This is a genomic window from Methylobacterium sp. D53M, assembly GCF_053345625.1.
This window is the reverse complement of sequence record NZ_JBKFAL010000009.1, coordinates 1-24,622: the sequence shown is the minus strand read 5'-3', so window position 1 is coordinate 24,622 and position 24,622 is coordinate 1. Positions and strand designations below refer to the sequence as shown.

The window sequence follows — 24,622 nt, the reverse complement described above, 5'->3', positions numbered from 1 at the left end:
AAAGCGTACATGGACGAGCGGGATCTGCGCGGCCTCATCGGGCAGGTGAAGGACGGCCGCCTGTCGCGGCGCGCTTTCGTGCAGCGGATGGTGGCTGTGGGCCTCACCGTGCCCATGGCCGGGCTGATGCTGGCCGGGAATGGGGTCGCGATGGCGGCCGATATCCGGGCCGGCTACAAGCCGACCAAGGCCGGCGGCGGCGGCGCGCTGAAGCTCCTCTGGTGGCAGGCGCCGACGCTGATCAACCCGCATTTCGCCGTCGGCACCAAGGACCAGGACGCCTCGCGGATCTTCTACGAGCCGCTCGCCGCCTGGGACGCGGACGGCAACCTCGTGCCGGTGCTCGCCGCCTCGATCCCCTCGAAGGAGAACGGGGCGCTCGCCGCCGACGGCCGCTCGGTGGTCTGGACGCTCAAGCCCGGCGTGAAGTGGCACGACGGCAAGCCGCTCACCGCCGACGACCTCGTCTTCACCTGGGAGTACGCCCGCGACCCCGCCACCGCGGCGGTGACGGCCGGGTCCTACAAGGATTGCAAGGTCGAGAAAGTCGACGACCTCAGCGTCCGGGTTCTGTTCGACAAGCCCACGCCCTACTGGTGCGACGCCTACGTGGGCATCGTCGGGATGGTGCTGCCGAAGCACCTGTTCGGACCCTACAGCGGCGCCAAGTCCCGGGACGCGCCCCAGAACCTCGCCCCGGTGGGCACCGGCCCGTACCGGTTCGTGGAGTTCCGGCCCGGCGACATCGTCCGCGGGGAGCGCAACCCCGACTACCACCTGCCGAACCGGCCGTACTTCGACACGGTCGAGATGAAGGGCGGCGGCGACGCGGTCTCGGCCGCCCGCGCCGTGCTCCAGACCGGCGAGTACGACTACGCCTGGAACATGCTGATCGAGGACGAGGTGCTGAAGCGCCTGGAGACCGGCGGCAAGGGCCGGGTCGACGTGGTCTACGGCGGCAAGCTCGAATTCCTGCTCCTCAACGCCGCCGACCCGAACGTCGAGGTCGACGGCGAGCGCGCCTCGATCACCACCAAGCACCCCGCCTTCTCCGACCCGAAGGTGTGCCAGGCGATGAACCTCTTGGTCGACCGCAAGTCGATCCAGACCTACATCTACGGCCGCACCGGCAAGCCCACCGCCAACACGGTCAACGGCCCGGAGCGCTTCGTCTCCAAGAACACGAGCTTCGCCTTCGACCCGGCCAAGGCCAACGCGCTCCTCGACGAGGCCGGCTGGAAGAAGGGCTCCGACGGCATCCGCGCCAAGGACGGCAAGAAGCTCAAGCTGGTCTTCCAGACCTCGATCAACGCCCCGCGCCAGAAGACGCAGGCGATCATCAAGCAGGCGGCCGCCAAGGCCGGCATCGAGATCGAGCTGAAATCGGTGACCGGCTCGGTGTTCTTCTCCTCCGACCCGGCCAACCCCGACACCTGCACGCATTTCTACGCCGACATGGAGATGTACGCCTACAGCATGACCCAGGCCGATCCGGCGATCTGGCTGCTCATGTACGCCTCCTGGGAGGTGGCCCAGAAGGCCAACAAGTGGCAGGGCCGCAACGTCGTGCGCTGGCGCAACGCGGCTTACGACGAGGCCTACAACGCCGCCCAGAGTGAGCTCGACCCGGTCAAGCGGGCGGCGCTCCTCATTAAATGCAACGACCTCGCGGTCTCCGAGAACGTGCTGCCGCTGATCCACCGCGCCGAGGTCTCGGCGGTGGGCGCCACGCTCACGGCGCCCCGCAGCGGCTGGGACAACGACCTGTCGTTCCTGCCCGACTGGTACCGGGAGGCCTGAGCGGGAGCGCCGCGCCATGGGCGCCTACATCCTGCGACGCCTCCTGATCGCGATCCCGAGCCTGCTCGGCATCAGCCTGATCCTGTTCACCGTCCTGGCGCTCGCGCCGGGCGACCCGTTCGGCGAACTCGCCAGCAACCCGAACGTGCCTCCGGAGGTGCGCGCGGCCCTGCGGGTCAAGTTCGGCCTCGATGACCCGATCCTTACCCGCTACCTGCACTGGCTCACCGCCATGCTGCAGGGCGACTGGGGCTTCTCCTTCGCCAGCCGGGTGAACGTCGACACGCTGATCCTGCAGCGGCTGCCGACGACCCTGTTCATCGTCGGCTCCTCCCAGGTTCTGGCGCTGCTGATCGCCGTGCCGGTGGGCCTCTACGCGGCGCGGCGGCCCTACTCGCTCGCCGACCAAGTCGCCAACACCCTGGCCTTCGTGGGCTTCTCGCTGCCGACCTTCTTCACCGGCCTGCTGTTCATCCTGCTGTTCTCGATCAAGCTCGGCTGGCTGCCCTTCGTCTACCAGGCCGACCTGCCGGGAACCGGGCTCACCTGGGTCTGGGCGAATGTCCGGCAGGCGATCATGCCGGTGGCGGTGCTGGGCTTCTTCCAGGCCGCCTCCTACACCCGGTACGTGCGCGCCTCGGCGCTGGACGTCGCCCGCCTCGACTACGTCACCACGGCCCGCGCCAAGGGCCTGCCCGAGGGCACGGTGACCCGCCGGCACATCGCCCGCAACGCCCTGATCCCGGTGGTGACGCTCGTCGCCCTCCAGATCCCGGCGGTGTTCGGCGGCGCCATCGTCACCGAGCAGATCTTCCGGATCCCCGGCATCGGCTCGCTGCTGATCGACGCGATGCTGTCCAACGACACGCCGGTGGTGATGGCGGTGACCTTCGTGTTCGCCGGCCTCGTCATCCTGTTCAACCTCGTCGCGGACCTGCTCTATGGCTGGCTCGACCCTCGCATCGCCCTCCGATGAGGCGCCTGCCCTCGCCCGCGCGCCGGTCTCGCCGGGGCGGGAGACGTGGCGGCGCTTCCGGCGGCACCGGCTGGCGCTCGCCAGCGTCGGCGTGCTGGCGCTCCTCGTCGCCGGCGTGGTGTTCGGCGGCCTGCTCTGGCCGGTCACCATCGACGACATCGACTTCGCGGCCCAGCTCCAGGGCCCGTCCTGGGACCACCCGTTCGGCACCGACGATCTCGGTCAGGACCTGCTCGCCCGGATGATCTACGGCGGCCGGATCTCGCTCGCGGTCGGCTTCGCCGCCATGGCGGTGGCGAGCCTGATCGGGGTGCTGGTCGGCGCGCTCGCCGGCATGTCGCGCCGGTTCCTCGACCCGGTGCTGATGTGGCTGACCGACCTGTTCCTGTCGCTGCCGCAGCTGCCGTTGCTGCTCCTCGTGATCTACCTGTTCCGCGACAGCCTGAAGGCCGTGTTCGGCAGCCAGGGCGGCGTGTTCCTGATGATCGTCGCGGTGATCGGCGGCCTGCGCTGGATGCCGGTCGCCCGGCTGGTGCGGGCGCAGTTCCTGTCCCTGCGCGAGAAGGAGTTCGTGGAGGCGGCCCGCTCGCAGGGCGCGACGACCGGGCACCTCGTGCGCCGCCACATCCTGCCGAACGCGCTCGGTCCGGTGATCGTGGCGGCCTCGATCGAGGTCTCGTCCGCGATCATCGCGGAATCGACGCTGTCCTTCCTGGGGCTCGGCTTCCCGCCCGACATCCCGACCTGGGGGCGGCTCCTGTTCGACGCCAAGGACCATCTCGACGTCGCCCCGCACTGGGCGCTGTTTCCCGGCGGCGCGATCTTCCTGACGGTGCTGTCGATCAACTTCATCGGCGACGGCCTGCGCGACGCCCTCGACCCGCGACGGGTTCTCTAGCGATGGCGGATCCAGTGGACCCGATCCTCTCGGTCTCAGACCTCACCGTCTCCTTCCGCTCGGACGGGCGCTGGCGCGAGGTCGTGCACGGCGTCTCGTTCGACGTGGGCCCGCGCGAGACCGTGGCCCTCGTCGGCGAATCCGGCTCCGGCAAGAGCGTCAGCGCCCTCTCAATCCTGCGCCTCCTGCCGCGGGACGCGAGCCGTATCGGCGGGCGCGTGCGCTTCGAGGGCCGCGAGCTGCTCGCCGCCCCCGAGGCCGAGATGCGGCGGGTGCGCGGCGATTCCATCGCCATGATCTTCCAGGAGCCGATGACCTCCCTGAACCCGGTCCTGACCATCGGCTTCCAGATCGCCGAGGCGCTGATCCGGCACCGGGGCCTGTCGCGGTCCGCCGCCGAGGCGGAGGCGCTCCGGCTCCTCGACAAGGTCCGGATCCCGGCCGCCCGCTCGCGCCTGCACGAGTACCCGCACCGCTTCTCCGGCGGCATGCGCCAGCGGGTGATGATCGCCATGGCGCTCGCCTGCCGGCCGAAGCTCCTCATCGCCGACGAGCCGACCACGGCGCTCGACGTCACGATCCAGGCCCAGATCCTCGACCTCATCAAGAGCCTGCAGGACGAGGAGGGCATGTCGGTCCTGTTCATCACCCACGACATGGGCGTGGTCGCCGAGATCGCCGACCGCACCGTGGTGATGTACCGGGGCCGCGCCGTGGAGGCCGGCCCGACCGCGCGGATTTTTTCCGAACCCACCGAGCCTTATACGCGGGCGCTGCTGGCCGCGGTCCCGCGCCTCGGGACCATGGCGGGCCGGGCCCGCCCGATGCGCTTCCCGGTGGTCGACCGGGCCACCGGCCTCGCGGCACCGACGCCCGAGACCCCCGACACCGTCAGGGCCGCCGAGCGCCTGGTGCTGGAGGTGCGCGACCTGACCACCCGGTTCGACATCCGCTCCGGGCTGCTCGGCCGCGTGACCGGCCGCGTCCACGCGGTGGAGCGGGTCTCGTTCAGCCTCGCGGCCGGCGAGACCCTGGCGCTCGTCGGCGAATCCGGCTGCGGCAAGTCCACCACCGGGCGCTCGATCCTGCGCCTCGTCGAGCCGCTCTCGGGCTCGGTCCTGCTCGACGGCGAGGACATCACGGGCCTCGATGCCGGCACCCTCCGCGCCCGCCGCCAGCGCATGCAGATGATCTTCCAGGACCCGTTCGCCAGCCTCGACCCGCGCCTGAGCGTCGGTGCGGCGGTGGCGGAGCCGCTGCTGATCAACCGCCTCGCGCCCCCCCGCGAGGCGCGGCGGCGGGCGGAGGATCTGCTCGCCCGGGTCGGGCTTCCGCCTGAGACCGCCGCGCGCTTCCCGCACGAGTTCTCCGGCGGCCAGCGCCAGCGCATCTGCATCGCCCGCGCGCTCGCCCTGAACCCCCGCCTGATCGTCGCCGACGAGGCGGTCTCGGCGCTGGACGTCTCGGTGAAGGCGCAGGTCGTGAACCTGATGCTCGACCTGCAGGCGGAGTTCGGCCTCGCCTACCTGTTTATCTCGCACGACATGGCGGTGGTCGAGCGGGTCAGCCACCGGGTGGCGGTGATGTATCTCGGCGAGATCGTGGAGATCGGCCCCCGGGCCGCGATCTTCGGCGACCCCCAGCACCCCTACACGAAGAAGCTGCTGGCCGCCGTGCCGGTCCCGGATCCGGCCCGGCGCGGCGAGCGGCACGCCCTGCCGGACGACGAGATCCGCAGCCCGATCCGAGCCCCGGACTACGTGGCGCCGGAGCGGCTCTACCGGGAGGTCGCCCCCGGCCATGTCGTGCAGGACTGGGGCACCGAGTGGGACGCGGGCGCCCGCCAGGGCGCGGCCGCCTGAAGCCGGCGGCCCGGACCCTCGCGCGCGATGCCGCGCGGTCCGCGTCAGGATCCAGCGTAAAGCTTGCGGCACTGCTCGCAATACAGGCAATGTTGCTCAGAAAGCGATCAGTACCGGTAAGAAATCTTTGATTATTTCCGCATTAATGTCGGCGCTACACACGCGGTGTGTTGCCGCGATGAAGCGGTCGAGAGGCTTCCTTGCGCGCGAGCGATTTCCGATCCTTCCACGAGGCTTCGAAGCGCAGCGGCGTGATCCTGTCGTTCGGCGGAGATCTCTCGGAGAACATCCTGTTCTCGCTCGGGGAAGTGCTGAAGCTGCGCATGCGGCACGAGGAGACCGACGCCGCGGTCGCCAAGCGCGTCTTCTTGATCTTCGTCGAGCAGGCCCAGAACGTGATCCGCTACTCGGCCGACAAGGTCGCGCCCGCCGAGCCGCCGGGCCCCGCCCGGGTCAGCGCCGGCATGATCGCCGTCGGCACCGAGGAGGGGCGGTTCTTCGTGGTCTGCGGCAACGAGGTCGGCAGGACCGAGGTGCCGCGGCTGCGCGAGCGGCTCGACGAGATCGCCACCCTGTCGAGCGACGAGCTCAGGAAGGTCTACCGCGAGAAGCTGCGCCAGCCGCCGGACGAGGGCAGCCTCGGCGGCAGCATCGGACTGATCGAGATCGCCCGCCGTTCGAGCGCCCCGGTCGAGTACGACTTCCAGGATCTGGGCGCGGAGCGCAGCCTGTTCTGCCTCAAAGCCTTCATCTGAGGATCGCACGGACATGGACCGCATCACGCTGCCCCGGACCGAGCGCTCGCCCGAGGTCGATTTCGACTTCGCGTCGGGGCGGCTCGTCCTGCGCGGCGAATCCTACCCGGAGGACGCCGCCGCATTCTTCGGCCCGCTGCTGCAGGCCCTGCGCGGCCACCTCGCGGCGACCGAGGCAAGCCCGATCACCTTCGACGTCGCGCTCGCCTACTTCAACTCGTCGAGCGCCAAGGCGCTGATGAACCTGTTCATGCCCCTGGAGGACGCCGCCGCCGAGGGGCGCCCGGTGACGATCCGCTGGATGTTCGGCGCCGACGACGACGTGATCCAGGAGGCCGGCGAGGATTTCGCGGCCGACTTCGCGCATGCCCGGTTCGAGATGATCGCGAGCGTCCCCGCGTGAGCCCGCACCGGGCGCCGGCCCACGATCTCCTGTCCGAGCCGGCGGACGCCTTCAGCCTGTTCGACACCGAGGAGGCGGTCCTCGGCCGGTCCGAGGTGATGCTGGCCCGCCTCGCCGAGGTCGGCGACGGGGTGCGGGAGCTCGCCGGCGCCTACCGGCGCAGCTACCACGAGCAGCGCCGGCTGGTGCGGCTGAGCGACCGGATGCAGCTCGACCTGCACCGGGCCAACCAGCGGATGGCCGAGCAGCAGCGCGCCCTGCGCCACCTCAACGACGCCCTCTCGGCGGAGATCGAGCACCGGGCGCGCCTCGAGGCCGAACTCCGCCGCCTCGCCGACACCGACCACCTCACCGACGCCCTGTCGCGCCGCCGCTTCCTGCAGATCTGCGAGGAGGTCTGGGCCCGGACCCAGTCGGGCGACACGCCCTCCAGCGTGCTGATGCTCGACCTCGATCGCTTCAAGCTGATCAACGACCGCTACGGCCACAGCGCGGGCGACACGGTCCTCAAGGCCTTCGTCGAGACCTGCCGCGACAGCCTGCGCGCGGTCGACGTGATCGGCCGCATGGGCGGCGAGGAATTCGCCATCCTCGTCACCGGCACCGTGATGGCCGAGGCGCAAGTCATCGCCGAGGCGCTCCGCCGCGCGGTGGCGCAGCGGCCGGTGCGCCTGGAGCACGGCCCGCTGCCGATCTCGGTGAGCATCGGCCTCGCGGCGTTCGGCCCGAGCGAGTCGATGTCGGCGACCCTCCGGCGGGCCGACGCGGCGCTCTACGCCGCCAAGCATGCCGGCCGCGACTGCGTGCGCTGCGCGGCCGAACCGGGCGCGTCCCTGACCTGAGGCGCCGCGCGTCCGGCCTCGGAGCGGAACCGCTGTGACACGGAGTGACGTCGCGTGAGCGGACCTGACACGGCCCTGGACAGCCCGCGTCCCGCCGGGGGGATCCGCGGCGCGCGACCGCTGCGGACCGGGGATGCCCTGGCGCGGCTCGGCTTCGCCGACATCGATCCGGTCCCGGCCGCCGGCGGCGCCGGGCGCGCGGGCGGCCTGCGCGGGGCCGGCCCGATCCGCCGGGGCGATCCCCTGTCGAAGCGCGGCTTCGCCGACGTGCTGGCCGCGGGCGCGCCCGCGGACGAGCTGATGAAGCCCGGCGCCCTGCGCGGGGCGGCCCGAGGCCGCGACCTCGACAGCCTGTCCCACACCTTGTTCCTGCGCATCTACCCGGTGATCGGCGCCCTCCTGCTGCTGACCCAGCTCGGGATCGCCTGGGTGACCTACACCGACCAGCTCCGGCTGTACGGCGACCGGGCGCATCTCCTCGCCCGGCTCACCGCCGCGGCGATCGCGCGGCCCGACTGGGCGCGCGACCCGGACGCCTACGACGGCCCACTCAAGGCCCTGGCCGCCGAGCCCGATTTCGCCTACGCCGTCCTGCGCGACGCCGCGGGCCACGTCGTGGGGACGGCGGGCGCGGCGCCCCCCGCGCGGGGCTGGTCCACCCTCTCGGCCCAGGCCGACCTGTCGGTGCCCGGCCGCGCCGGCCCGGCGGGCAGCCTGACCGTCACGGTCTCCACGAAGGCGCTGCGGGACAACGCGGCGTGGCAGGTGATGCTCGCCCTCGGCGCCAGCGTCGGGCTGATGATCGCCTTCGTGGTCACCCTGCACGCCACCGTGCGCCGCCACGTCATGGCGCCGCTGATGCGGCTGCTGCTCGCCATGCGGGAGATCGAGCACAAGCGCTGGACGACCGTGGAGCTCGGGGGCGCCTACCGGCCGAGCAACGAGATCGACGTCATCAGCCAGGCCTTCAACCGCATGGTCGAGGGCCTGCGGAGCGGTGACGCCGCCAAGCAGCTCCTCGTCGAGCTGGAGCAGGCCCACGACCGGCTGGAGCGCGCCAATCGCCAGGTGGTCGAGAGCATCGGCTACGCGCGGCGCATCCAGGATTCGGTGCTGCCGGACCGCAACGCCCTGGCGGGCGCGGGTGTCGAGGTCGCGGTGCTTTGGGAGCCGCTCCACGTCGTCGGCGGCGACTATTTCTGGCTGGAGGAGATCGACGGCCTCTGCGTGATCGCGGTGGCTGACTGCACCGGCCACGGCGTGCCCGGCGCGTTCCTGACCCTGATCGTCGCGACCGCCCTCGACCGGCTGCTGCACGAGCGCGGCCTGCGCGCGCCGGCGGCGATCCTGGCCGGGCTCGACACGATGGTCCGCACGCAGCTCCGCCAGGACGGCCGCGGCGCCGAATCGGATGACGGGCTCGATTGCGGCCTGTGCGTCTGGGACCGCGCGGCCGGGACGCTGCACTTCGCCGGCGCCGGCCTGTCGCTCACGGTGGTCCGGGACGGCGTGGCCGAGCGCGTCCGCGGCGGCCGCCGGGGGCTCGGCTACCCGCGCCCCGCCCGTGACGGGCAGCCGGAGGACGTCGTCGCGGACATCGCCGTTCCGGTGGCGGGCGCCACCTTCTACCTGATGACGGACGGCATCACCGACCAGATGGGCCGCGCGGCGCCCGACCGGGCGCCGCGGCTCCTCGGCCGGCGCGGCGTGGTCGACAGCCTCCTGCGCCACGCCGACCTGCCCCTCGCCGCCCAGACCGTGGCCCTCGAGGCCGATCTCGACGCCTATCGCGGGACCGAGGCCCGGCGGGATGACATGACCCTGGTGGCGTTCCGGCTTCCTCCGGCGACGGCCGCCGGCTGAGACCGGCCGTCCCCCTCGGAGCCATCGATGCCAGGTGCGCATCGATCGATCCAACAATGACGTTGGACAGGCCGTCCGGCCTGCGGCACTCCTGGGCCCGGCCCCGGGAGAGCCGTCGCGGTCGCCGCCGAGAGGCACCGCCAAGAACCGCCTCCGGGGCTTCCAGCGCGCCCGCGCGGACAAGACCTGGAGGAAGCCATGGCTGAGGACGCCGTCACCGGGATCCGCCTGCGGTCCGTCGCCCTGCCGCTGAGGACCCCGATCAGCGACGCCAAGGTGCTCACCGGCCGCCAGAAGCCGATGACCGAGATCGCGATCCTGTTCTGCGAGGTCGAGAGCCGGGAGGGCCATCGCGGCCTCGGGATCAGCTATTCCAAGCGCGCCGGCGGGCCGGGCCAGTTCGCCCATGCCCGCGAGATCGCTCCGGCGCTGCTCGGGGCGGATCCGAGCGACATCGCCAAGGCCTGGGACACGCTCGCCTGGGCCGGCGCCTCTGCCGGCCGCAGCGGCCTCGCCGTCCAGGCGATCGGCGCCTTCGACGTGGCCCTGTGGGATCTCAAGGCGCGGCGGGCCGGCCTGTCGCTCGCCAAGCTCCTCGGGGCGCAGCGCGACTCGGTGCGCTGCTACAACACCTCGGGCGGCTTCCTGCACACGCCGCTGGAGGAGTTGCTCGTCAACACCGACCGCGCCCGGGCGAAGGGCATTGGCGGCATCAAGCTGAAGGTCGGCCAGCCGGACTGGGCCGAGGATATCCGCCGGGTCTCGCGGGTGCGCGAGCATCTGGGCGACGCCTTCCCGCTCATGGTCGACGCCAACCAGCAATGGGACCGGCCGACCGCGATGCGGATGGGCCGGACCTTCGAGCGCTTCAACCTGATCTGGATCGAGGAGCCCCTCGACTGCCTGGACGCCGCCGGGCACGCGGCCCTGGCCGCCGCCCTCGACACGCCGGTCGCCACCGGCGAGATGCTGACGAGCGTCGCCGAGCACTGGGACTTCATCCGCCAGGGCGGCGCCGACTTCCTGATGCCCGACGCGCCGCGGGTCGGCGGCATCACGCCCTTCCTCAAGGTGGCGGCGCTCGCTGAGTTCGCCGGGCTGACGATCGCGCCGCACTTCTCGATGGAGCTCCACATCCACCTCGCCGCCGCGCTGCAGCGGGAGCCCTGGGTCGAGCATTTCGAGTGGCTGGAGCCGCTGTTCAACGAGCGGCTGGAGTTGGAGGACGGCCGCATGCGCGTGCCGACCCGGCCGGGCCTCGGCCTCTCCCTGAGCGAGCAGGCGCTGGCCTGGACGCGCGAGAGCGCCGGGTTCGGCAGCCTCGGCTGAGCGCGCGGGGAGGGAACGCTCCGAGGCCGCCCGACCGGGATCGTCCGACCCTTCCCCATCCCGCGGTGCGGTCGCCCGGCGGCCGCCTCGAAGAAGCTCTCCGCCGGGGCCGCGACGCGTCACCTCAGGACGAGGGTCGGACCTCGGCGTGCCGCGCTCCCCCCGAGCGGGCGCAGCGAAGGCCCGTTCCGTCCCGGCCACGCCGTCGGGCGGGCCGCCGGAGCCGTGGACCGGAGCCGCCTGTACCAGTGTCCGCCGCCCGGAATCGGCTGCCGGTACGCGCGCGACGATATCCTGGCCTGGAAAATGACATAGGCCCCTTTTTCAGGCCGGTCAGCGAAGTAAAACCGTGACCTTTTCGCGGGGTGGCGTCCGCGATCGATTGCCGATACGCTGCGTTTCTGTCGTCGCGATCCTCTCATTTGAAAATTTATAAAGAACAGATCTGGAGTGACCGGTCCATGTCGTGTGTCGAAGGAGAAGGTCATCGCCGCGTGCCGGGCGGCACGCGCGCGGGGTCCGGCGCGACGCGGCCGGTCGCGCGTTCCGAGGCGGCGGGCAAGATCGTCAACCGCCACGGCGATCACGCCTGTCGCCTGCGGCTGACCGCCGGCGCCGCGCCGACGCTGACCCGATGAGCCCCCCCGGCCATCTGTCGCGCCGCGCGCTCCTGGCCGCCGCGGCGGCCGGGGCGCTCGCCCCGCGCGCCGCCGCCGCGCAGGCGGCCACCCGCATCGCCGCCCTGGGCGGGGCCGTCACCGAGATCCTCTACCGCCTCGGCGCCGGCGGCCGGATCGTCGCGGTCGACACGACCAGCCTCTACCCGCCCGAAGCGCTGCGCGAGAAGCCGAGTGTCGGCTACCTGCGGGCGCTCTCGGCCGAGGGCCTTCTGGCGCAGCAGCCCGACCTGATCATCGCCGCCGAGGGGGCCGGGCCGCCGGCCGTCCTGGCGCAGCTGCGCGAGGCCGGGCTGCGCGTCGAGACGGTGACAGAGCCGCCGAATCCCGAGGGCGTGCTGGACAAGATCGAGACGGTCGGGCGCCTCGCCGGCCTGGAGCGCGAGGCCGAGGCGCTCGAGACCGAGGTCCGCGCGCGCTTCGCCGACCTCGCGACCCGGCGCGCCCGGATCGCCCGGGCGGCCCGGGCCCTCGTCGTCCTGTCGGTCCAGGGCGGCCGGACCGTCGTCGGCGGCACCGGCTCCTCGGCGGACGGCATCCTGGCCCTGGCGGGCATCGTCAACGCGGCCGCGGGCCTGGAGGGCTTCAAGCCGATGACCGACGAGGCCATCGTGGCCGCCGCCCCCGACGCGGTGGTGATGATGCAGAACGGTCCCGAGCCGCCGAAGTCCGAGAGCATCTTCGCCCCCGGCACGGCCCTCGGCCAGACGCCGGCGGCGGCGCGGGGGCGGCTGGTGGCCATGGACGGCCTCTACCTCCTCGGTTTCGGGCCGCGCACGCCCGAGGCCGCCACCGACCTGATGCGGGCGCTCTACCCGGACCTGCCGCGTGACTGAGCCGCGCGGCGGCGGGCGGGGCGCGTGAGCCGCCGCGCGGCGCCCTGGGTGCTGGGTGTCCTGGCGGCCCTGGTGCTCGCCGCCGCCCTGCTCTCGGTGAGCCTCGGGGCGATCCCCATCCCGCCGGACCGGGTCTTCGCGGTCCTGATCGGGGAGGGGAGCGATCCGGCCCGCGCCCGCGACGGGCTTGTGATCCTCTCGATCCGCCTGCCCCGCACTCTGCTGGGGCTGCTGGTCGGGGCCGGGCTGGCGGTCTCGGGGGCGCTGATGCAGGGGCTGTTCCGCAACCCCCTGGCCGATCCGGCGCTGGTCGGGGTCTCGTCGGGGGCGGGGCTCGCGGCCGCGGTGATCATCGTCCTGGGCGACCGGATCCTCGCCGGGCTGGGGCTTCCCGGGCCGCTGCCCTACGCCGCGCTGCCGGCCGGAGCCTTCCTCGGCGGCCTGTGCGCGACCCTCATCCTCTACGCCCTCGCCACCCGGTCCGGGCGCACCGCGGTGGCGACGATGCTGCTCGCGGGGATCGCGCTGGGGGCGCTGAGCGGCGCGCTGACCGGCCTGCTGACCTTCGTCAGCGACGACCGGCAACTGCGCGATCTCGCCTTCTGGTCCCTGGGCAGCCTCGGCGGCGCCACCTGGTCCAAGGTCGCGGCCTCGGCGCCGCTGATCCTGCCGGTGCTGGCCGCGGTCCCGCTCCTCGGCCGCGGCCTGAACGCCCTCGTCCTCGGCGAGGCCGAGGCGTTCCATCTCGGCGTCCCGGTGGAGCGGCTGAAGCGCGCCTGCATCGTGCTGGTGGCGGTCGCGGTCGGCGCCAGCGTGGCGGCGGCGGGGGTGATCGGCTTCGTCGGCCTCGTGGTGCCGCACGCCCTGCGGCTGCTGATCGGCCCGGGGCACCGGCTGCTGCTGCCGGCCTCGGCGCTCCTCGGCGGCGCCTTCCTGGTCCTCGCCGACGTGGTGGCGCGCCGCGTCGCCGCGCCCGCCGAGCTGCCGATCGGGATCGTCACCGCGCTGGTCGGCGCGCCGGTCTTCCTGTGGCTGCTTCTCGGCCGGGTGCGACCGGACGATATCTGACGATGTCTGACAATGTCTGATCCGGCCCTGCTCACGGCGCGCGACCTGACCGTCACGGTGGCGGGGCGCGACCTCGTGCGCGACGTCTCCCTGGCGGTGGCGGGCGGCACCCTGCAGGTGATCGTCGGCCCCAACGGGGCCGGCAAGTCGACCCTCGTCCGCCTGCTCAGCGGCGCCCTGCGCCCGACCCGGGGCAGTGTCGCCTATGACGGTGCGCCCGTGGCGACGATCCCGCCCTGGCGCCTCGCCGCGACGCGGGCGGTGCTGCCGCAGGCGGCGCGCCTCGCCTTCCCGTTCGCGGCGGCCGAGGTCGCCCGGATCGGCCTCGACGGCATCGGCCGGGGCCTCGGGGCCCGCGACCGGGCGGCGATCCTGGCTCGGGCCCTCGCGCGGGCCGACGTGGCGCATCTCGCCGACCGGGCCTACCCGACCCTCTCGGGCGGGGAGCAGGCGCGGGTGCAGTTCGCCCGCGCGCTCTGCCAGCTGGAGGCCGGCCGCACGGTGGCGGACCGGCAGGTGCTGTTCCTGGACGAGCCGACCGCGAGCCTCGACCTCCGGCACCAGGGCGCGCTGCTCGACGCCGCCGCCGGGCTGGCGGCGACCGGCGTCGCCGTGGTGGCGATCCTCCACGACCTCAACCTCGCGGCCGCCTACGCCGACCGGCTGCTGGTGCTGGACGGGGGCCGGCTGGTCGCCGGCGGGCGGCCGGCCGAGGTCCTGACCGACGACCTCATCGCCGAGGTCTTCGGCGTCCGCTGGCCGGTCGGGCGGGTGCCGCCGGGCGGCCAGCCCTTCCTGCTACCGCACCGGGGCGCGCCCGGTCGGCGCGGCTAGCGATAGCGCGACGGGTGGTATTCCCGGTAGCTCAGGCCGATCACGGCCGCGAGCAGGCCGGCTCCCCGGCACAGCGTGTAGCCGCCGCCGATCAGGGTCGCCGGTCTGAGAGACAGGCCGGCGATCCCGAGCCGCAGAAGGCCGCCGCCGAGGCGCACGAAGCCGCGGCCCGCGTTGGCGAGCCGGCCGCCCACGGTTTCCGGGCGGAGCCGGCCGAGATAGGCCTCGACGCTGCCGCTGCGGTACCAGCGCGCCAGCAGCCAGCGCACCCGCATCCGGTGCGTCGGGATGCTGTCGTAGACCACGGCCGTCTCGGCCCAGGCGATCCGGTGCCCGGCGAGCATCAGGGCCCGGAAGAAGAACGTGTCCTCGCCGCCCATCGTGTTGAAGCGCATGTCGAAGGACAGGCCCAGCGCCCGGATCACCCGCAGGTCCAGGAGCGCGTTGGCGGTGTAGCCGTCCTCCACGTAGCCGTCGCGGACCGGCAGGCGCTTGGCGAAGAAGCCCCCGGCGGCCGCCCAGGCGGGCGGAACCCGGTCGAAGAACGGCACGACCGGCCCGACGCAGGCCGCGACGCCCGCGGCGAGGGCGGTCTCGAGCAGGTTGTGGAGCCAGTCGCGGTCGGGAAACTCGTCGTCGTCGATCAGAGCGACCCAGTCCGCGCCGGCCGCGGAGGCCTCCGCGAGGCTGCGATTGCGGACCGCGGCGAGGCCGCGGGTCTCCTCCCGGGCGTAGGTGACGGGGAAGCGGCCGGTCGCCCGGTAGGCCTCCACCACCGGGACGGCGGCGCGGCTGCGTCCGTTGTCGATGATCAGGATGCGCAGGGCGGTCTCGGCGAGGCTGCCGAGCCGCTGCTGGTCCAGGGCCTTGAGCAGGCGCGCCAGCCCCACGGGCCGCTCGCAGGTGCAGATGCAGATGCACAGGCGCATCGTCTTACCTCTGTCCGATCGGGTGGGCGTGCGGCCGCGGCCGCAGGCGCTTGCCCGCCGCCGCCAGCAGCGTCGCGGCCAGGAACCGCCAGATCCGGGGATGCCGGAGCGCCAGGGTCGCGCCCGCGCGCCAGCGGCCGGCCTGGGCCGCCTCGATGACCTGGGCGATCAGCCGCGTCACCGCGAGGCCGTCGCGGTAGGCGCGGCTGCCGTGGCGGATCTCGGCGGAGCGCGACCGCGCCTCGGCGAGGCGGCCGTGCTCGGCCCGGGCCGCGAAGGCCGCGTCGAGGCGCGCGATGTCGGCCTGGCGCAGCCGGTGCGACAGGGAGGTGGGCCCGCGCCGGTAGCCGTAGCCCGCGTAGGTGGTGACCACGAACCGCGCCCCCGCCGCGAGAGCTTCCAGGCACAGCAGGAAATCTTCCCCGATCCGGACGCCCTCGTCGTACCGGATGCCGTGCCGGCGCAGGATCTCGGCGCGCATCATGGGCTTGAGGTAGCCGAGCTTGGTCACCCGGCTGAGCAGCTGGTTGCTGGCGATGTACTTGGCGAGGTCGATCTCGAACAGGTACGGCTCCCGGCCCCCCTCCAGCATCCCCGGACCCTGCGGGTCGAACATGTCGGTGAACGGGATCGGGTTGTCGGCGACGATGTCGGCATCCGCCGCGAGCGCGAGATCGAGCAGGGTCCGGGTGCGGTCGGGCAGGATCAGGTCGTCGGCGTCGAGGATCGCGATCCACCGGCCCCGGGCGGCGTTCAGCGCCGCGTTCCGGGCGCTCGACGGGCCCCGGGGCGTGCCCGGTCCGGCATCGGCGAGAGGAATGACGCGGACCCGCGGATCGGCTTCCGCCAGGCGCGCCAGCACGGAGGCGGTCCCGTCCCGCGAGCCGTCATCGACCGCCACCACCTCCACGGCGACGCCGGTCTGGGCGAGGGCGGAGCGGATGGCCGTCTCGATCCAGGGCGCCGCATCGTGCGCGGCCATGATGAACGAGACATCCACGAAGGTGCCCCGAGCATCGGACAAGAGTTGATCCGCCATCGCGCTTCCTGGGCCGCCGGGCGCGGCCTCCGAGACCGCCCCCGACTTTGGCCGGAAGCGATCGGCGCGCACGACGCTCAAAGGGCGTAGGGCGGCCGCCATCCCCTCCCATTGCGGGGGATGGCCCCGACGGCCGGAACAGGTCAGTGCGTGTCGGGGGCTGTGTCGCCCGCGGGGCGGGAATTCCGGACGCTGAGGCCCTTCGCCAGAATCGTCCGGACGTGGGCGCGCAATTTTTGTTTTCTCTCCGCCGAGGCAGGAGAATCTTTTTTGAGGCTCGAATCGCCGGAGGCTGCCATGTCGAACGCCCCTGAGGCCCGTCACCGCGCGCCGCCATCGCCGAAGCGGCCGCAAGGGTGATCGGCGATACCTATAATGGATTATTTGGCCGGAATCTCGACATTATTGCAACGCAACCAACGAAAACAGTTTTGATGTTTGTTAAGGTTTATGTCTCCTACTGAGCATTGTCGGACGTGGGCGAACTACGTAGGTAGTATCCGAGGGCCCTCCCGAGGGCGGAAATCAGGGAGGAGATGAGTGCCCAGTCGCTTCTATTTCGACATCGAGAACGGCGAGGAGACGATCCGCGACGCGCAGGGCGTGGAAGCCGCGGACGTGGCCGAGGCGCTCGCGGAGGCCCGCAGCGTGATCGACGAAATGGCGGGTGAACTGGAGGTCGCGGGACCGGCCGGCGCGTGGACGCTCGTCGTGCGCGACGCCACCGGCGCGGAGGTCGGCCGGGTGCCGATCAAGGGCTGAGCCGGGGACGCGCGAGCGGATTACGGGCCGACCAGCGCGGAGGCGCCGACCCGCCGGCGCGGGGCCCGCAGCAGCCGGCGTGCGGGCCGCTCCAGGAGCCGCCACGACAGTTCGGCCAGCAGCAGCGTCAGCATCAGGTCGAGCGCCATGGAGACCGAGCGCGGTCCGGCGACGTCGAGGCCGACGAGGGCCAGCACCCGCTCCGCGTGGAGCGGCACGTGGAACAGGTAGGCGGCGTAGCTGATCACGCCGATCCGGCGCAGCCACGGGATCTCCAGGAGGGCGACCGCGCGGCCCTCCCGCGCCTCGACCACCTGCAGTAGCAGCAGCGCCGCCAGGACGCCGCTGAGGCGGCCGAGAACGAGCCACCAGCCGGTCGGCGCGATCAGGAGCGGCAGGGCCACGAACAGGGCCAGCACGCCGGCCAGGGCGGCGTCGTGGGCGAGCCAGGCCGGGAGCGGCCGGGTGCGCAGGCCGGCGAGGCCGCCCAGCGCGATCAGTCCGACATTGGCCAGGGTGTCGACGTCGAAGCACCGCGGCGCGGCGCCCGCCCGCCACAGGGCACCGTGCGCCAGGACGCTGATCCCGACCAGGAGCCAGCACAGCGTGCCGAGGTGGCGCCGCGGCAGGAACAGGGCCGCCGGCGCGAACAGCAGGTAGAATTGCTGCTCGACCGCGAGGCTCCAGAGATGGCCGAGCTCGGTGCCCCAGCCGTTCAGCTCGATGTAGATGTTGGTGACGTAGAACCACGTCGCGAGCTTGAACGCGTCGTTGCCGAGACTGGCCGGGTCGCCGGGCCGGACCGTGTAGAGCACGAACAGGAAGACGTAGTAGACCGGCACGATCCGGGCGACGCGATTCCGGTAGAACAGCCCGAGGCTGCCGAGCGGGGTCGACGCGCCCACCTCCACGGCCGTGCGGGCCGCGGCGAGGATCCGGACGATCAGGAAGCCGCTCAGGACGAAGAACAGCCACACGCCGGCCGTGCCGAGGGCCTCGGTCCTCGGGCTCGGCGCCTTGTGGCTGACGAAGACCATCAGGAACGCCAGGGCCCGCAGGCCGTCGAACCCGTTGATGCGGCGCTCTGAAGGGGCCACGGCGCGTCCTGTCCGGTGATCGACCGCGCCGCGCCGGGGCAGAACGCGCCCGCGCGGCCGGGTCCGGCCGGGAGGGCCGGGCAGCCCGGTTTAGACCGGCCCCCGCGCGGGGGCCCTTACCTCGATCGGCGGACGGGACCTCCCCGAAAGCGGTCCCGCCGCCCGGCTGGGCCGTCAGCGGCGGCGGATGAGCAGGACGACGAGGCCGACGGCGACGGCCGCCCCGGCCTGGGCGGCCAGCAGCGCGAGCAGGAACCCCTTCGGTAGAACAACCGCGAAACCGATCGCTCCTCCAATCAGTGCAGCGAACACCAGCACGACCAGCAACGCCTTACCTCCATTGATGGATCGGCGGCCGTCTTGTTGCCGAACCGGTCGTGGGCCCAGTGTTGTCGCAAGGGTTCCGCCTGCGATCGACGCCCCTTCGGACCGGCCGAGCGCCGCCGAAGCCGGCTGCGGCGAGGCTGGCCGAACCGGCCGGCTGCGCACGTCGCTCCGCAAGTTCCGATCCCGTCTCACCCCGAGTCAAGGAGCCGACATGTTGCGCCCGGCTGGGACCCCGACGCCGATCGAGTCGTCGACGCCGCAGGATATGGTCGAGACGCTGAACGAGGCGTTGGTCAAGACATTGCCGGCCCCGCGGCAGGCCGGCCCCGGCCTCCGGGCGAGCTGGGCGATGAAGCGCGTCCTCGACGCGACGATCGCACTGACGGCGCTCTTCCTGCTTCTGCCCCTGCTGCTGTTCATCGCCCTGCTGATCTGGGGCAGCGACGGCCGGTCGCCGATCTTCCGACACAAGCGCCTCGGCCGGCACGGACGCCCCTTCGGATGCCTGAAGTTCCGGTCCATGGTCGCGGACGGCGACGCGGTGCTGGCGCGGCATTTCGCCGAGAATCCCGAGGCCCGGGCGGAGTGGGAGGCGTCCTTCAAGCTCACCCACGATCCCCGCGTCACGGCGCTGGGCCATGTCCTGCGCAAGACGTCCCTCGACGAGCTGCCGCAGCTCTGGAACGTGCTGCGCGGCGAGATGAGCCTCGTGGGGCCGCGGCCGATCGTCCAGGCGGAAGTCGTGCGCTACGGCGCCGACTTCACCGCCTGCTTCTCCGTCCCGCCGGGCCTGACCGGCCTCTGGCAGGTCTCCGGGCGCAGCGACACGGGCTACGCCGAGCGCGTCGCCCTCGATTGCGCCTATGCCAGCCAGTGGAGCCTTCGCCGCGACCTCGCCATCCTGCTCAAGACGGTTCCGGCCGTGCTGAGCCAGCGCGGCAGCCGCTAGGGCCATGACCGGTCGGCCGCGCCGCGCCCGCCGCGCCCGCCGCGGAGCGCGCCGATGAAGGGCATGATGCTCAACGCCCTGCTGGGCGTGATGCTGGGCCGCTTCGGCTCGGTCTGGCGGCTGCTGGTCTTCGTCCCGATCGTCGCGGCCGAGGTCGGCTACGGCCTCCTCGTCTACAACCTGAGCGCCGGCGCGTGCCTGCGGCGCGGGACGGCGCTGCTGGTCTGCGGGCAACTGGCCTTCCTGCTCGGCGCCCTGCTGCGGCCCATCGCCAACGAGCGGTGAGCCGTCCGGGCCCGGTGCGGCCCGGCGCGGCGAAGCGGACACGTCAGGCCGGATCCTCCTCGGCGGCCGGCGCCTGAAGGCAGAGCCGCCAGAACTCCACGAAGCCGGCGGCGTACGCGGCGATGACGAGGCTCGACCAATGCATCGCGTGGCTCCGGGCGCGTTCGAGGGCCCAGCCTGCCGCGGAGACGTTAAGATTTAGCCCGGCCCGGTGTCGGGTCCGGTGTCCGGAGCCCGGTGCGGTGTCGTATGTGGTCCGATGCCCGGGGCGGTCGCCGGTGCGGCGTCCGCCCGCCGGTGCGGCTAGCGGCAGACGATCGATTCCTTGAAGCCGCACGGATCGCCCATCCGGGTGAACGCGACCCGCTCGAACAGCGCGGTGACCGGCTGTCCCGAATACTCCGTCGGTCCGAGCCACGACGCGAAGTCCGGGCCCTGTCCCGACCAGACGCTGAGCATGATCTTGCTCGGATGGGAGGGAAGCGGCCGGTCGGGCGTGCCGACGACCTCGCGCAGCAGGCGTCCGTTGACGTACCAGCGCAGGCGGTCGGGCAGCCACTCGAAGGCGTAGTCCGCGGTGGTGGTCGCGGCGTCGAAGCCGAGGGCATCGAGGCTGACGTGCTCGCCGACGCCGCCGACGAAGTAGTTGAGCTGGACCTTGCTCGTGTCCTTGCCGAGCCACTCGAAGTCGATCTCGTCGTTCGTCCGCCGGTCGCCGTTCTCGGGGCCGTTATAGGTGAAGAATGCCGAGACCATGCCGGACCCGGTGCCGGCCCGCATCCGGACCTCGTAGGTGCCGTAGCCGTAGCGCTCGCGGGTCTGGATCTCGGCGCAGCTGAAGGGGCGCTCCTTGTAGGTGATGTCCGTCAGGGACAGCGAGAGTTCGCCGGGCGTCGCGATCCGGGCGCGGTGCTTCGACCACGTGCAGCCCTGCCAGTCGCCGTTGACCCAGCCGTCCGAGACGTACCAGCGGCGTTCGTTCAGGGTGCTGAACAGCTCCACGAAGGATGCGCCGCCCTGGGCAACCTGGGCCGCGGCGGGAGAGGCGGGAGAGGCGGCCTGGGCCGCGGCCGGCGGCGCGGCGGTCTCGCCCGCGCTCGCGGGATAGGCCTGCAGGAGAAGCGTCGCCGCCACGCAGAGGCGGCGGCCCGGGCCGGACCAGATCGTCATGCGCACGTCCTCAAACCAGTCGCCGCAGGATCGCGGCGGCGCGCATCGTAGCGGCGGGGGCGGCTCCGGCCGGGGATCATTCGGACGATCCGGCCCGGGGCCGGCCCACTCCTTTCGGACGATCTCGCGCGCCGCGCCGGGGTCGCCCTACCGTGCCGGCGGACCGGCCGCGGCGCGGACCGGCCGGAGAGTCGCGGAGTCGTCCGGTGCGCAGCTTAGAGGCCTCGTCCCCCGTCCCGGAGGTCTGCGTCATCATCGCGGCCCGGGACGCCGCGGACACGATCGCGACCGCCGTCGCCTCGGCGCTCCGGCAGCCGGAGGTCGCCGAGGTCATCGTGGTGGACGACGCCTCCGCGGACCCGACCGGCGCGGCCGCCGCGGCGGTCGACGACGGTACGGGCCGCCTGCGGGTTATCCGGCTCACCGAGAATGTCGGGCCGGCCGAGGCCCGGAACCGCGCCATCGCGGCCGCCCGCGCCCCGCTGCTCTGCATCCTCGACGCCGACGACTACTTCCTCGAGGGCCGGCTCGGCCGGCTCCTCTCCGCGCCCCGGACCTGGGATCTGATCGCCGACGACATCGTCATGGTCCGCGGCCGCGAGGCGGCCTCCGCCGCCGGCCTCGTCACCGGACCGGGGCGGCCGCAGCGGCTCACCCTCGCGGCCTTCGTGACCGGCAACATCCCCCGTCCCGGCGCGAGCCGGCGCGAGCTCGGCTTCCTGAAGCCGATCATGCGGCGGGGTTTCCTGGACCGGCAGGGGCTGCGCTACGACGCGCGCCTGCGGCTCGGGGAGGATTACGCCCTCTACGTCGAGGCGCTGGCGGCCGGGGCGGTGTTCGCCGTGACCGCGCCCTGCGGCTACGTCGCGGTCGAGCGGTCGAACTCGCTGAGCGCGCAGCACCGGACGGACGACCTCGGGGCGATGCTGGCCTTCGACGACGCCATGCTGGGCCGGCCGGGTCTCGCCCCGGAGGCGCGGGCGGCCCTCCGGGCCCACCGCGCCGCCACGGCGCGGCGCTGGCAGCACCGGCGCGTACTCGACCGGCGGCGCGCCCAGGGCTACGCGGCGGCCCTGCGGGAGCTGCTCGGCACGCCCCTGGCGTGGCGCCACATCCTGTCGGTGACCCTGGCGGACAAGCTCGCGCGCCTCGTGCCCGCGTCCGTGCCGGAGCGGGAGACCGGTCCGCGCCTGCTCCTCGGACCGGAGCGCCGCCTCGAGCCGGCGCGCTGAGCCGGCGCTGGGCCGGGCCGACAGCGGCGCGTCAGCGGTCGCGCTCCTCCCTGCGCGCCCGCACGGCCGCCACGTCGGACCGGACCTCGTCCAGCGCGCTGCGGACCCGCTCCAGGGCCGTCGAGACCGTCGCGTCCAGGTCCGGATCGACGGCGTCCGGCGCCGTGCCGTGACGGAAGCTGTCCAGCAGGTAGGGCATCATCTTGCCGTGGAGCGCCGTGTAGGCACCGGGACTGGACAACTCGTAGACGACCGCGAGAGCGTGATAGGCTCGGACGAGAACCTCGAGCGCGACATCCGCGCTGCGCGCCCCCCGATCGCAATCATCGCTGCCCATCATCGTGCTTGATAATTTATTGCTGCCCCGTCCGCCGGGTAACATGCCCACCTAAGACTGTCGACGTCGGGAGCCATTGCAATCTTCGATCCCCTATGGCGCGGGGCCGTTTATCCGCGCGCCATGGCTCGACTGCAACAGTCACTGAATAGCGGGGGCCAGTTCAAGGTCTCGTCTAGCCGCGCAGGTGCCGCGTCGGCCGGATCATTGTGGCGATCTTGGTCTCGACCTCGACCAAAACGCTGTTCACAAGGTGAAGGGCGCCGTCAACTGTGCCGGTTGTCAGGCTCTCGTCGCGGCTCGTCTCTTGGATGATGCGGAAATTGTCCTCGACGAACGCGCGGATCTTCTGCTGAACGTCGACGAACTCTCCCGGATGGGCCGTCTCGTAGAGGAGCGCCAGGGCCAGGTAGGCGCGCCCCACCATGTCCAGCGCCAGGGTCGTGCTGACCTTAGAATGTCCGGCGTCCGGGGGCGACACGACGACTGAATTTCCTGTCGGATGTTAGTTTTTTACACTATCACGGACTTTATTCGGCGCCAACCGCGCCGATGATCGGTGGTGTGGATTCTGCATTGATTCCCGTCGACCGGGGGGCCGGTCCCCGGCGGGGCGGTCGGTGCCCGGTCGGAGCGCCGACACGACGTGCGCGGGCGCCGCGCCCGCCAGCAATCCTCGCCACAGTGATCAACGGACCGCCGGCAGGCCGGTCCGGGTGAGCCCGGCTCGGGTGGTGAGACGCGTCCCGTCGCGTGCGGCGCGGGCTCCGTGACCGTCCCGGGCCGATCGCGCGCGGCGTTAACGGCCGGCGGTGGCCCGGCGCTCGGCGCGGTCTTGGCCCGGCGCCAGATCCTGCGCGATCCGCAGCTTGAGCGCGAGGATCCGGTTGTGTCGCGCCATCGCGAGGAGCGACTCGGCGGTCCCGACATCGCCGCGCATCCGCAGCGCGTGGGCGGCCAGCGCCATCTGGGCAGCCATCGCGTCCGCCTGGCGGGCGGCGTGCGGGACGTTCTGGGAGAGGGGCATTCCGGATGGCCACGGTTCGAGGGCTCAGCCGATCCTCCGGACGATCCGTTAACGATATCTTAATGGCCGCACCCCCGCGCCGTCCGAGCGGCGCGGGCCGTCACTTCCGGATGGGCAGGCGGCCGACCAGCCAGCCCTCCTCGTTGCGCACGAGGAGGGTCCAGGGCGGCTCCCGGCCGTTTCCCGTAATCTCGTCGGCCATCTCGGCGATCACGCTACGCGCCTCGATCAGGGCTTCCTCGAGGCCAGCGGCCTCGACCCCCACGTGGTCGTGGATCGTCTCCTCGGCATTTGCGATCTCGAAGTAGAAACGCGCCGCCAACAGGGTTCTCCTCCGCCGGAACTCTTCGGGGAGTTCAGTTCTATAGACCGGTGTTAGCATCTTAGCCGTTCGCGCTCCCGGACAAAGCGGTCGGGAAAAAGCAGCCTGTCTTTGACAATTCGGGTGATGCGCCGGGAAAATGTTCGCGCGATCGTCGACCGGCGCCGCCGGATCAGCCGAATGGCGTAGCCGCCCGGCCGCCGCCATGGCCGGATGGCGATGTAAGGCGCGGTTCGGGGCGGCCCGGCTGCCGGTTCGGGACGGGCCGCGGCGGGGTCGGGCCGGTCGGGCCGAATCGTCGCCGCTACGCCCGATCGGCAGAGCCGCGTACGCCTAAGATATGATGTTGGTGGCCCTGTCGGGCCGCCGTAGACCCGAGCGTCGGTGCGATCGCGGCGAGGATTCCATGAACATCACGATGGTCGGGTCGGGCTATGTCGGTCTGGTCTCTGGCGCGTGCTTTGCGGATTTCGGCCACACGGTCGTGTGCGTCGACAGCAATCGCGGCCGGATCGACGCGCTGAATGCCGGCCGGATGCCGATCTACGAGCCGGGCCTCGAGGCCCTTGTCGCCGAGAACGTCCGCCAGGACCGCCTGTCCTTCATCACTGACCTGGAGACGGCGGTCGGTCAGGCGGACGCGGTCTTCATCGCGGTGGGCACGCCCTCCCGCCGCGGCGACGGCTTCGCCGACCTGAGCTACGTCTACGCGGCCGCCCGCAGCATCGCGCGCGCGCTGCGCGGCTTCACGGTGGTGGTGACCAAGTCGACCGTTCCGGTGGGCACGGGCGACGAGGTCGAGCGCATCATCCGCGAGACCAACCCCGAGGCGCAGTTCGCGGTCGTCTCGAACCCCGAGTTCCTGCGCGAGGGCGCGGCCATCGCCGATTTCAAGCGCCCCGACCGCATCGTCGTCGGCACCGACGAGCCGCGGGCCGTGGCGGTCATGGAGCAGATCTACCGCCCGCTCTACCTCAACGCGGCGCCGATCGTCGCGATGAGC

General features: G+C 72.4%; 27 protein-coding genes. 18 read left to right on the top strand and 9 right to left on the bottom strand.

Going from position 1 to position 24,622, the window contains the following annotated elements; genetic code table 11:
* The first annotated feature begins 9 nt into the window (after positions 1–9).
* The 13 genes from ACLBYG_RS14905 to ACLBYG_RS14845 all read left to right on the top strand — a co-directional run bounded on the left by ACLBYG_RS14905 (position 10) and on the right by ACLBYG_RS14845 (position 14,143).
* Positions 10–1,800: a peptide ABC transporter substrate-binding protein gene (locus tag ACLBYG_RS14905; protein WP_447681949.1), complete on the top strand. Its 1,791-nt coding sequence runs from the start codon at positions 10–12 to the stop codon at positions 1,798–1,800.
* A 16-nt stretch (positions 1,801–1,816) separates the two neighbouring features.
* Positions 1,817–2,776, top strand: coding sequence for an ABC transporter permease (locus ACLBYG_RS14900; protein WP_447681948.1), 960 nt, complete (start codon positions 1,817–1,819; stop codon positions 2,774–2,776).
* Positions 2,742–3,674, top strand: coding sequence for an ABC transporter permease (locus tag ACLBYG_RS14895; RefSeq protein WP_447681947.1), 933 nt, complete (start codon positions 2,742–2,744; stop codon positions 3,672–3,674). Before ACLBYG_RS14900 ends, ACLBYG_RS14895 begins: the two co-directional genes overlap by 35 nt.
* A 2-nt stretch (positions 3,675–3,676) precedes the next feature.
* Positions 3,677–5,536 (top strand): ABC transporter ATP-binding protein, encoded by a 1,860-nt coding sequence (locus tag ACLBYG_RS14890; protein WP_447681946.1) that lies wholly within the window; start codon positions 3,677–3,679, stop codon positions 5,534–5,536.
* Positions 5,537–5,736: 200 nt separating this feature from the next.
* Complete coding sequence (locus ACLBYG_RS14885; protein ID WP_447681945.1) at positions 5,737–6,291, top strand: SiaB family protein kinase; 555 nt, start codon at positions 5,737–5,739, stop codon at positions 6,289–6,291.
* Between the two features lie 13 nt (positions 6,292–6,304).
* Entirely contained in the window at positions 6,305–6,694 is a 390-nt protein-coding gene (locus ACLBYG_RS14880; RefSeq protein ID WP_012321503.1) for a DUF1987 domain-containing protein, read from the top strand.
* Positions 6,691–7,536: a GGDEF domain-containing protein gene (locus ACLBYG_RS14875; protein ID WP_082557813.1), complete on the top strand. Its 846-nt coding sequence runs from the start codon at positions 6,691–6,693 to the stop codon at positions 7,534–7,536. The genes ACLBYG_RS14880 and ACLBYG_RS14875 overlap by 4 nt, the downstream gene beginning before the upstream one ends.
* A gap of 54 nt (positions 7,537–7,590) precedes the next feature.
* On the top strand, positions 7,591–9,399 hold the full coding sequence (locus ACLBYG_RS14870) for a SpoIIE family protein phosphatase (RefSeq protein ID WP_447681944.1): 1,809 nt from the start codon (positions 7,591–7,593) through the stop codon (positions 9,397–9,399).
* Between the two features lie 198 nt (positions 9,400–9,597).
* Positions 9,598–10,728, top strand: a complete 1,131-nt coding sequence (locus tag ACLBYG_RS14865) for an L-talarate/galactarate dehydratase (protein WP_447681943.1) — start codon at positions 9,598–9,600, stop codon at positions 10,726–10,728.
* Positions 10,729–11,093: 365 nt separating this feature from the next.
* The gene (locus tag ACLBYG_RS14860; protein WP_447681942.1) at positions 11,094–11,366 is read left to right on the top strand and encodes a hypothetical protein; all 273 of its coding nucleotides are present in this window, start codon (positions 11,094–11,096) and stop codon (positions 11,364–11,366) included.
* Entirely contained in the window at positions 11,363–12,241 is an 879-nt protein-coding gene (locus ACLBYG_RS14855; RefSeq protein WP_447681941.1) for a heme/hemin ABC transporter substrate-binding protein, read from the top strand. Before ACLBYG_RS14860 ends, ACLBYG_RS14855 begins: the two co-directional genes overlap by 4 nt.
* Positions 12,242–12,265: 24 nt before the next feature.
* Positions 12,266–13,309 (top strand): FecCD family ABC transporter permease, encoded by a 1,044-nt coding sequence (locus ACLBYG_RS14850; protein ID WP_447681940.1) that lies wholly within the window; start codon positions 12,266–12,268, stop codon positions 13,307–13,309.
* 12 nt (positions 13,310–13,321) lie between these two features.
* A complete protein-coding gene (locus tag ACLBYG_RS14845) occupies positions 13,322–14,143 on the top strand; it encodes a heme ABC transporter ATP-binding protein (RefSeq protein WP_447681939.1) in 822 nt (273 codons plus the stop codon).
* Here the strand turns inward: ACLBYG_RS14845 and ACLBYG_RS14840 are convergent.
* Together ACLBYG_RS14840 and ACLBYG_RS14835 are read right to left on the bottom strand one after the other, a co-directional pair.
* On the bottom strand, positions 14,140–15,072 hold the full coding sequence (locus tag ACLBYG_RS14840; protein WP_091675696.1) for a glycosyltransferase family 2 protein: 933 nt from the start codon (positions 15,070–15,072) through the stop codon (positions 14,140–14,142). The genes ACLBYG_RS14845 and ACLBYG_RS14840 overlap by 4 nt on opposite strands.
* 4 nt (positions 15,073–15,076) lie before the next feature.
* A complete protein-coding gene (locus ACLBYG_RS14835) occupies positions 15,077–16,111 on the bottom strand; it encodes a glycosyltransferase family 2 protein (RefSeq protein ID WP_056524932.1) in 1,035 nt (344 codons plus the stop codon).
* 540 nt (positions 16,112–16,651) lie between these two features.
* Here ACLBYG_RS14835 and ACLBYG_RS14830 point away from each other — a divergent pair.
* Positions 16,652–16,873, top strand: a complete 222-nt coding sequence (locus tag ACLBYG_RS14830) for a DUF6894 family protein (RefSeq protein WP_447681938.1) — start codon at positions 16,652–16,654, stop codon at positions 16,871–16,873.
* A gap of 20 nt (positions 16,874–16,893) precedes the next feature.
* Here ACLBYG_RS14830 and ACLBYG_RS14825 read toward each other — a convergent pair whose 3' ends face one another.
* Both ACLBYG_RS14825 and ACLBYG_RS14820 read right to left on the bottom strand, forming a co-directional pair.
* Positions 16,894–17,970 carry an acyltransferase family protein gene (locus ACLBYG_RS14825; RefSeq protein ID WP_447681937.1) on the bottom strand — a complete coding sequence of 359 codons (1,077 nt, stop codon included), beginning with the start codon at positions 17,968–17,970 and terminating at the stop codon, positions 16,894–16,896.
* Between the two features lie 174 nt (positions 17,971–18,144).
* Positions 18,145–18,297: a hypothetical protein gene (locus ACLBYG_RS14820; RefSeq protein WP_020091203.1), complete on the bottom strand. Its 153-nt coding sequence runs from the start codon at positions 18,295–18,297 to the stop codon at positions 18,145–18,147.
* Between the two features lie 211 nt (positions 18,298–18,508).
* Between ACLBYG_RS14820 and ACLBYG_RS14815 the strand changes: the two genes are divergently transcribed.
* Together ACLBYG_RS14815 and ACLBYG_RS14810 are read left to right on the top strand one after the other, a co-directional pair.
* Complete coding sequence (locus ACLBYG_RS14815; protein WP_427508512.1) at positions 18,509–19,246, top strand: sugar transferase; 738 nt, start codon at positions 18,509–18,511, stop codon at positions 19,244–19,246.
* 54 nt (positions 19,247–19,300) lie between these two features.
* A complete protein-coding gene (locus tag ACLBYG_RS14810; RefSeq protein WP_020091201.1) occupies positions 19,301–19,531 on the top strand; it encodes a hypothetical protein in 231 nt (76 codons plus the stop codon).
* Positions 19,532–19,834: 303 nt separating this feature from the next.
* Here ACLBYG_RS14810 and ACLBYG_RS14805 read toward each other — a convergent pair whose 3' ends face one another.
* A complete protein-coding gene (locus ACLBYG_RS14805; RefSeq protein WP_447681936.1) occupies positions 19,835–20,701 on the bottom strand; it encodes a glycoside hydrolase family 16 protein in 867 nt (288 codons plus the stop codon).
* Between the two features lie 206 nt (positions 20,702–20,907).
* On the opposite strand from ACLBYG_RS14805, the gene ACLBYG_RS14800 reads away from it, so the two are divergent.
* Positions 20,908–21,933, top strand: a complete 1,026-nt coding sequence (locus ACLBYG_RS14800; RefSeq protein ID WP_447681935.1) for a glycosyltransferase family 2 protein — start codon at positions 20,908–20,910, stop codon at positions 21,931–21,933.
* Positions 21,934–21,964: 31 nt separating this feature from the next.
* Here ACLBYG_RS14800 and ACLBYG_RS14795 read toward each other — a convergent pair whose 3' ends face one another.
* From ACLBYG_RS14795 to ACLBYG_RS14780, 4 genes are all read right to left on the bottom strand, one after another.
* A complete protein-coding gene (locus ACLBYG_RS14795; RefSeq protein WP_447681934.1) occupies positions 21,965–22,273 on the bottom strand; it encodes a hypothetical protein in 309 nt (102 codons plus the stop codon).
* 172 nt (positions 22,274–22,445) lie between these two features.
* Positions 22,446–22,751 (bottom strand): hypothetical protein, encoded by a 306-nt coding sequence (locus tag ACLBYG_RS14790; protein ID WP_447681933.1) that lies wholly within the window; start codon positions 22,749–22,751, stop codon positions 22,446–22,448.
* 318 nt (positions 22,752–23,069) lie between these two features.
* Positions 23,070–23,297: a hypothetical protein gene (locus tag ACLBYG_RS14785; protein WP_020091196.1), complete on the bottom strand. Its 228-nt coding sequence runs from the start codon at positions 23,295–23,297 to the stop codon at positions 23,070–23,072.
* 100 nt (positions 23,298–23,397) lie between these two features.
* Positions 23,398–23,619: a DUF6894 family protein gene (locus ACLBYG_RS14780; RefSeq protein ID WP_020091195.1), complete on the bottom strand. Its 222-nt coding sequence runs from the start codon at positions 23,617–23,619 to the stop codon at positions 23,398–23,400.
* 406 nt (positions 23,620–24,025) lie between these two features.
* On the opposite strand from ACLBYG_RS14780, the gene ACLBYG_RS14775 reads away from it, so the two are divergent.
* A partial coding sequence (locus ACLBYG_RS14775) for a nucleotide sugar dehydrogenase (protein ID WP_447681932.1) occupies positions 24,026–24,622 on the top strand: 597 nt, incomplete at its 3' end.

Coding starts and splice junctions, on each gene's coding strand:
- ACLBYG_RS14900 (WP_447681948.1), top strand. CDS start 1,817: ATGGGCGCCTACATCCTGCGACGCCTCCTGATCGCGATCCCGAGCCTG.
- ACLBYG_RS14865 (WP_447681943.1), top strand. CDS start 9,598: ATGGCTGAGGACGCCGTCACCGGGATCCGCCTGCGGTCCGTCGCCCTG.
- ACLBYG_RS14880 (WP_012321503.1), top strand. CDS start 6,305: ATGGACCGCATCACGCTGCCCCGGACCGAGCGCTCGCCCGAGGTCGAT.
- ACLBYG_RS14855 (WP_447681941.1), top strand. CDS start 11,363: ATGAGCCCCCCCGGCCATCTGTCGCGCCGCGCGCTCCTGGCCGCCGCG.
- ACLBYG_RS14810 (WP_020091201.1), top strand. CDS start 19,301: ATGAAGGGCATGATGCTCAACGCCCTGCTGGGCGTGATGCTGGGCCGC.
- ACLBYG_RS14815 (WP_427508512.1), top strand. CDS start 18,509: ATGTTGCGCCCGGCTGGGACCCCGACGCCGATCGAGTCGTCGACGCCG.
- ACLBYG_RS14795 (WP_447681934.1), bottom strand. CDS start 22,273: ATGATGGGCAGCGATGATTGCGATCGGGGGGCGCGCAGCGCGGATGTC.
- ACLBYG_RS14895 (WP_447681947.1), top strand. CDS start 2,742: ATGGCTGGCTCGACCCTCGCATCGCCCTCCGATGAGGCGCCTGCCCTC.
- ACLBYG_RS14845 (WP_447681939.1), top strand. CDS start 13,322: ATGTCTGATCCGGCCCTGCTCACGGCGCGCGACCTGACCGTCACGGTG.
- ACLBYG_RS14840 (WP_091675696.1), bottom strand. CDS start 15,072: ATGCGCCTGTGCATCTGCATCTGCACCTGCGAGCGGCCCGTGGGGCTG.
- ACLBYG_RS14890 (WP_447681946.1), top strand. CDS start 3,677: ATGGCGGATCCAGTGGACCCGATCCTCTCGGTCTCAGACCTCACCGTC.
- ACLBYG_RS14785 (WP_020091196.1), bottom strand. CDS start 23,297: ATGCCCCTCTCCCAGAACGTCCCGCACGCCGCCCGCCAGGCGGACGCG.
- ACLBYG_RS14805 (WP_447681936.1), bottom strand. CDS start 20,701: ATGACGATCTGGTCCGGCCCGGGCCGCCGCCTCTGCGTGGCGGCGACG.
- ACLBYG_RS14905 (WP_447681949.1), top strand. CDS start 10: ATGGACGAGCGGGATCTGCGCGGCCTCATCGGGCAGGTGAAGGACGGC.
- ACLBYG_RS14835 (WP_056524932.1), bottom strand. CDS start 16,111: ATGGCGGATCAACTCTTGTCCGATGCTCGGGGCACCTTCGTGGATGTC.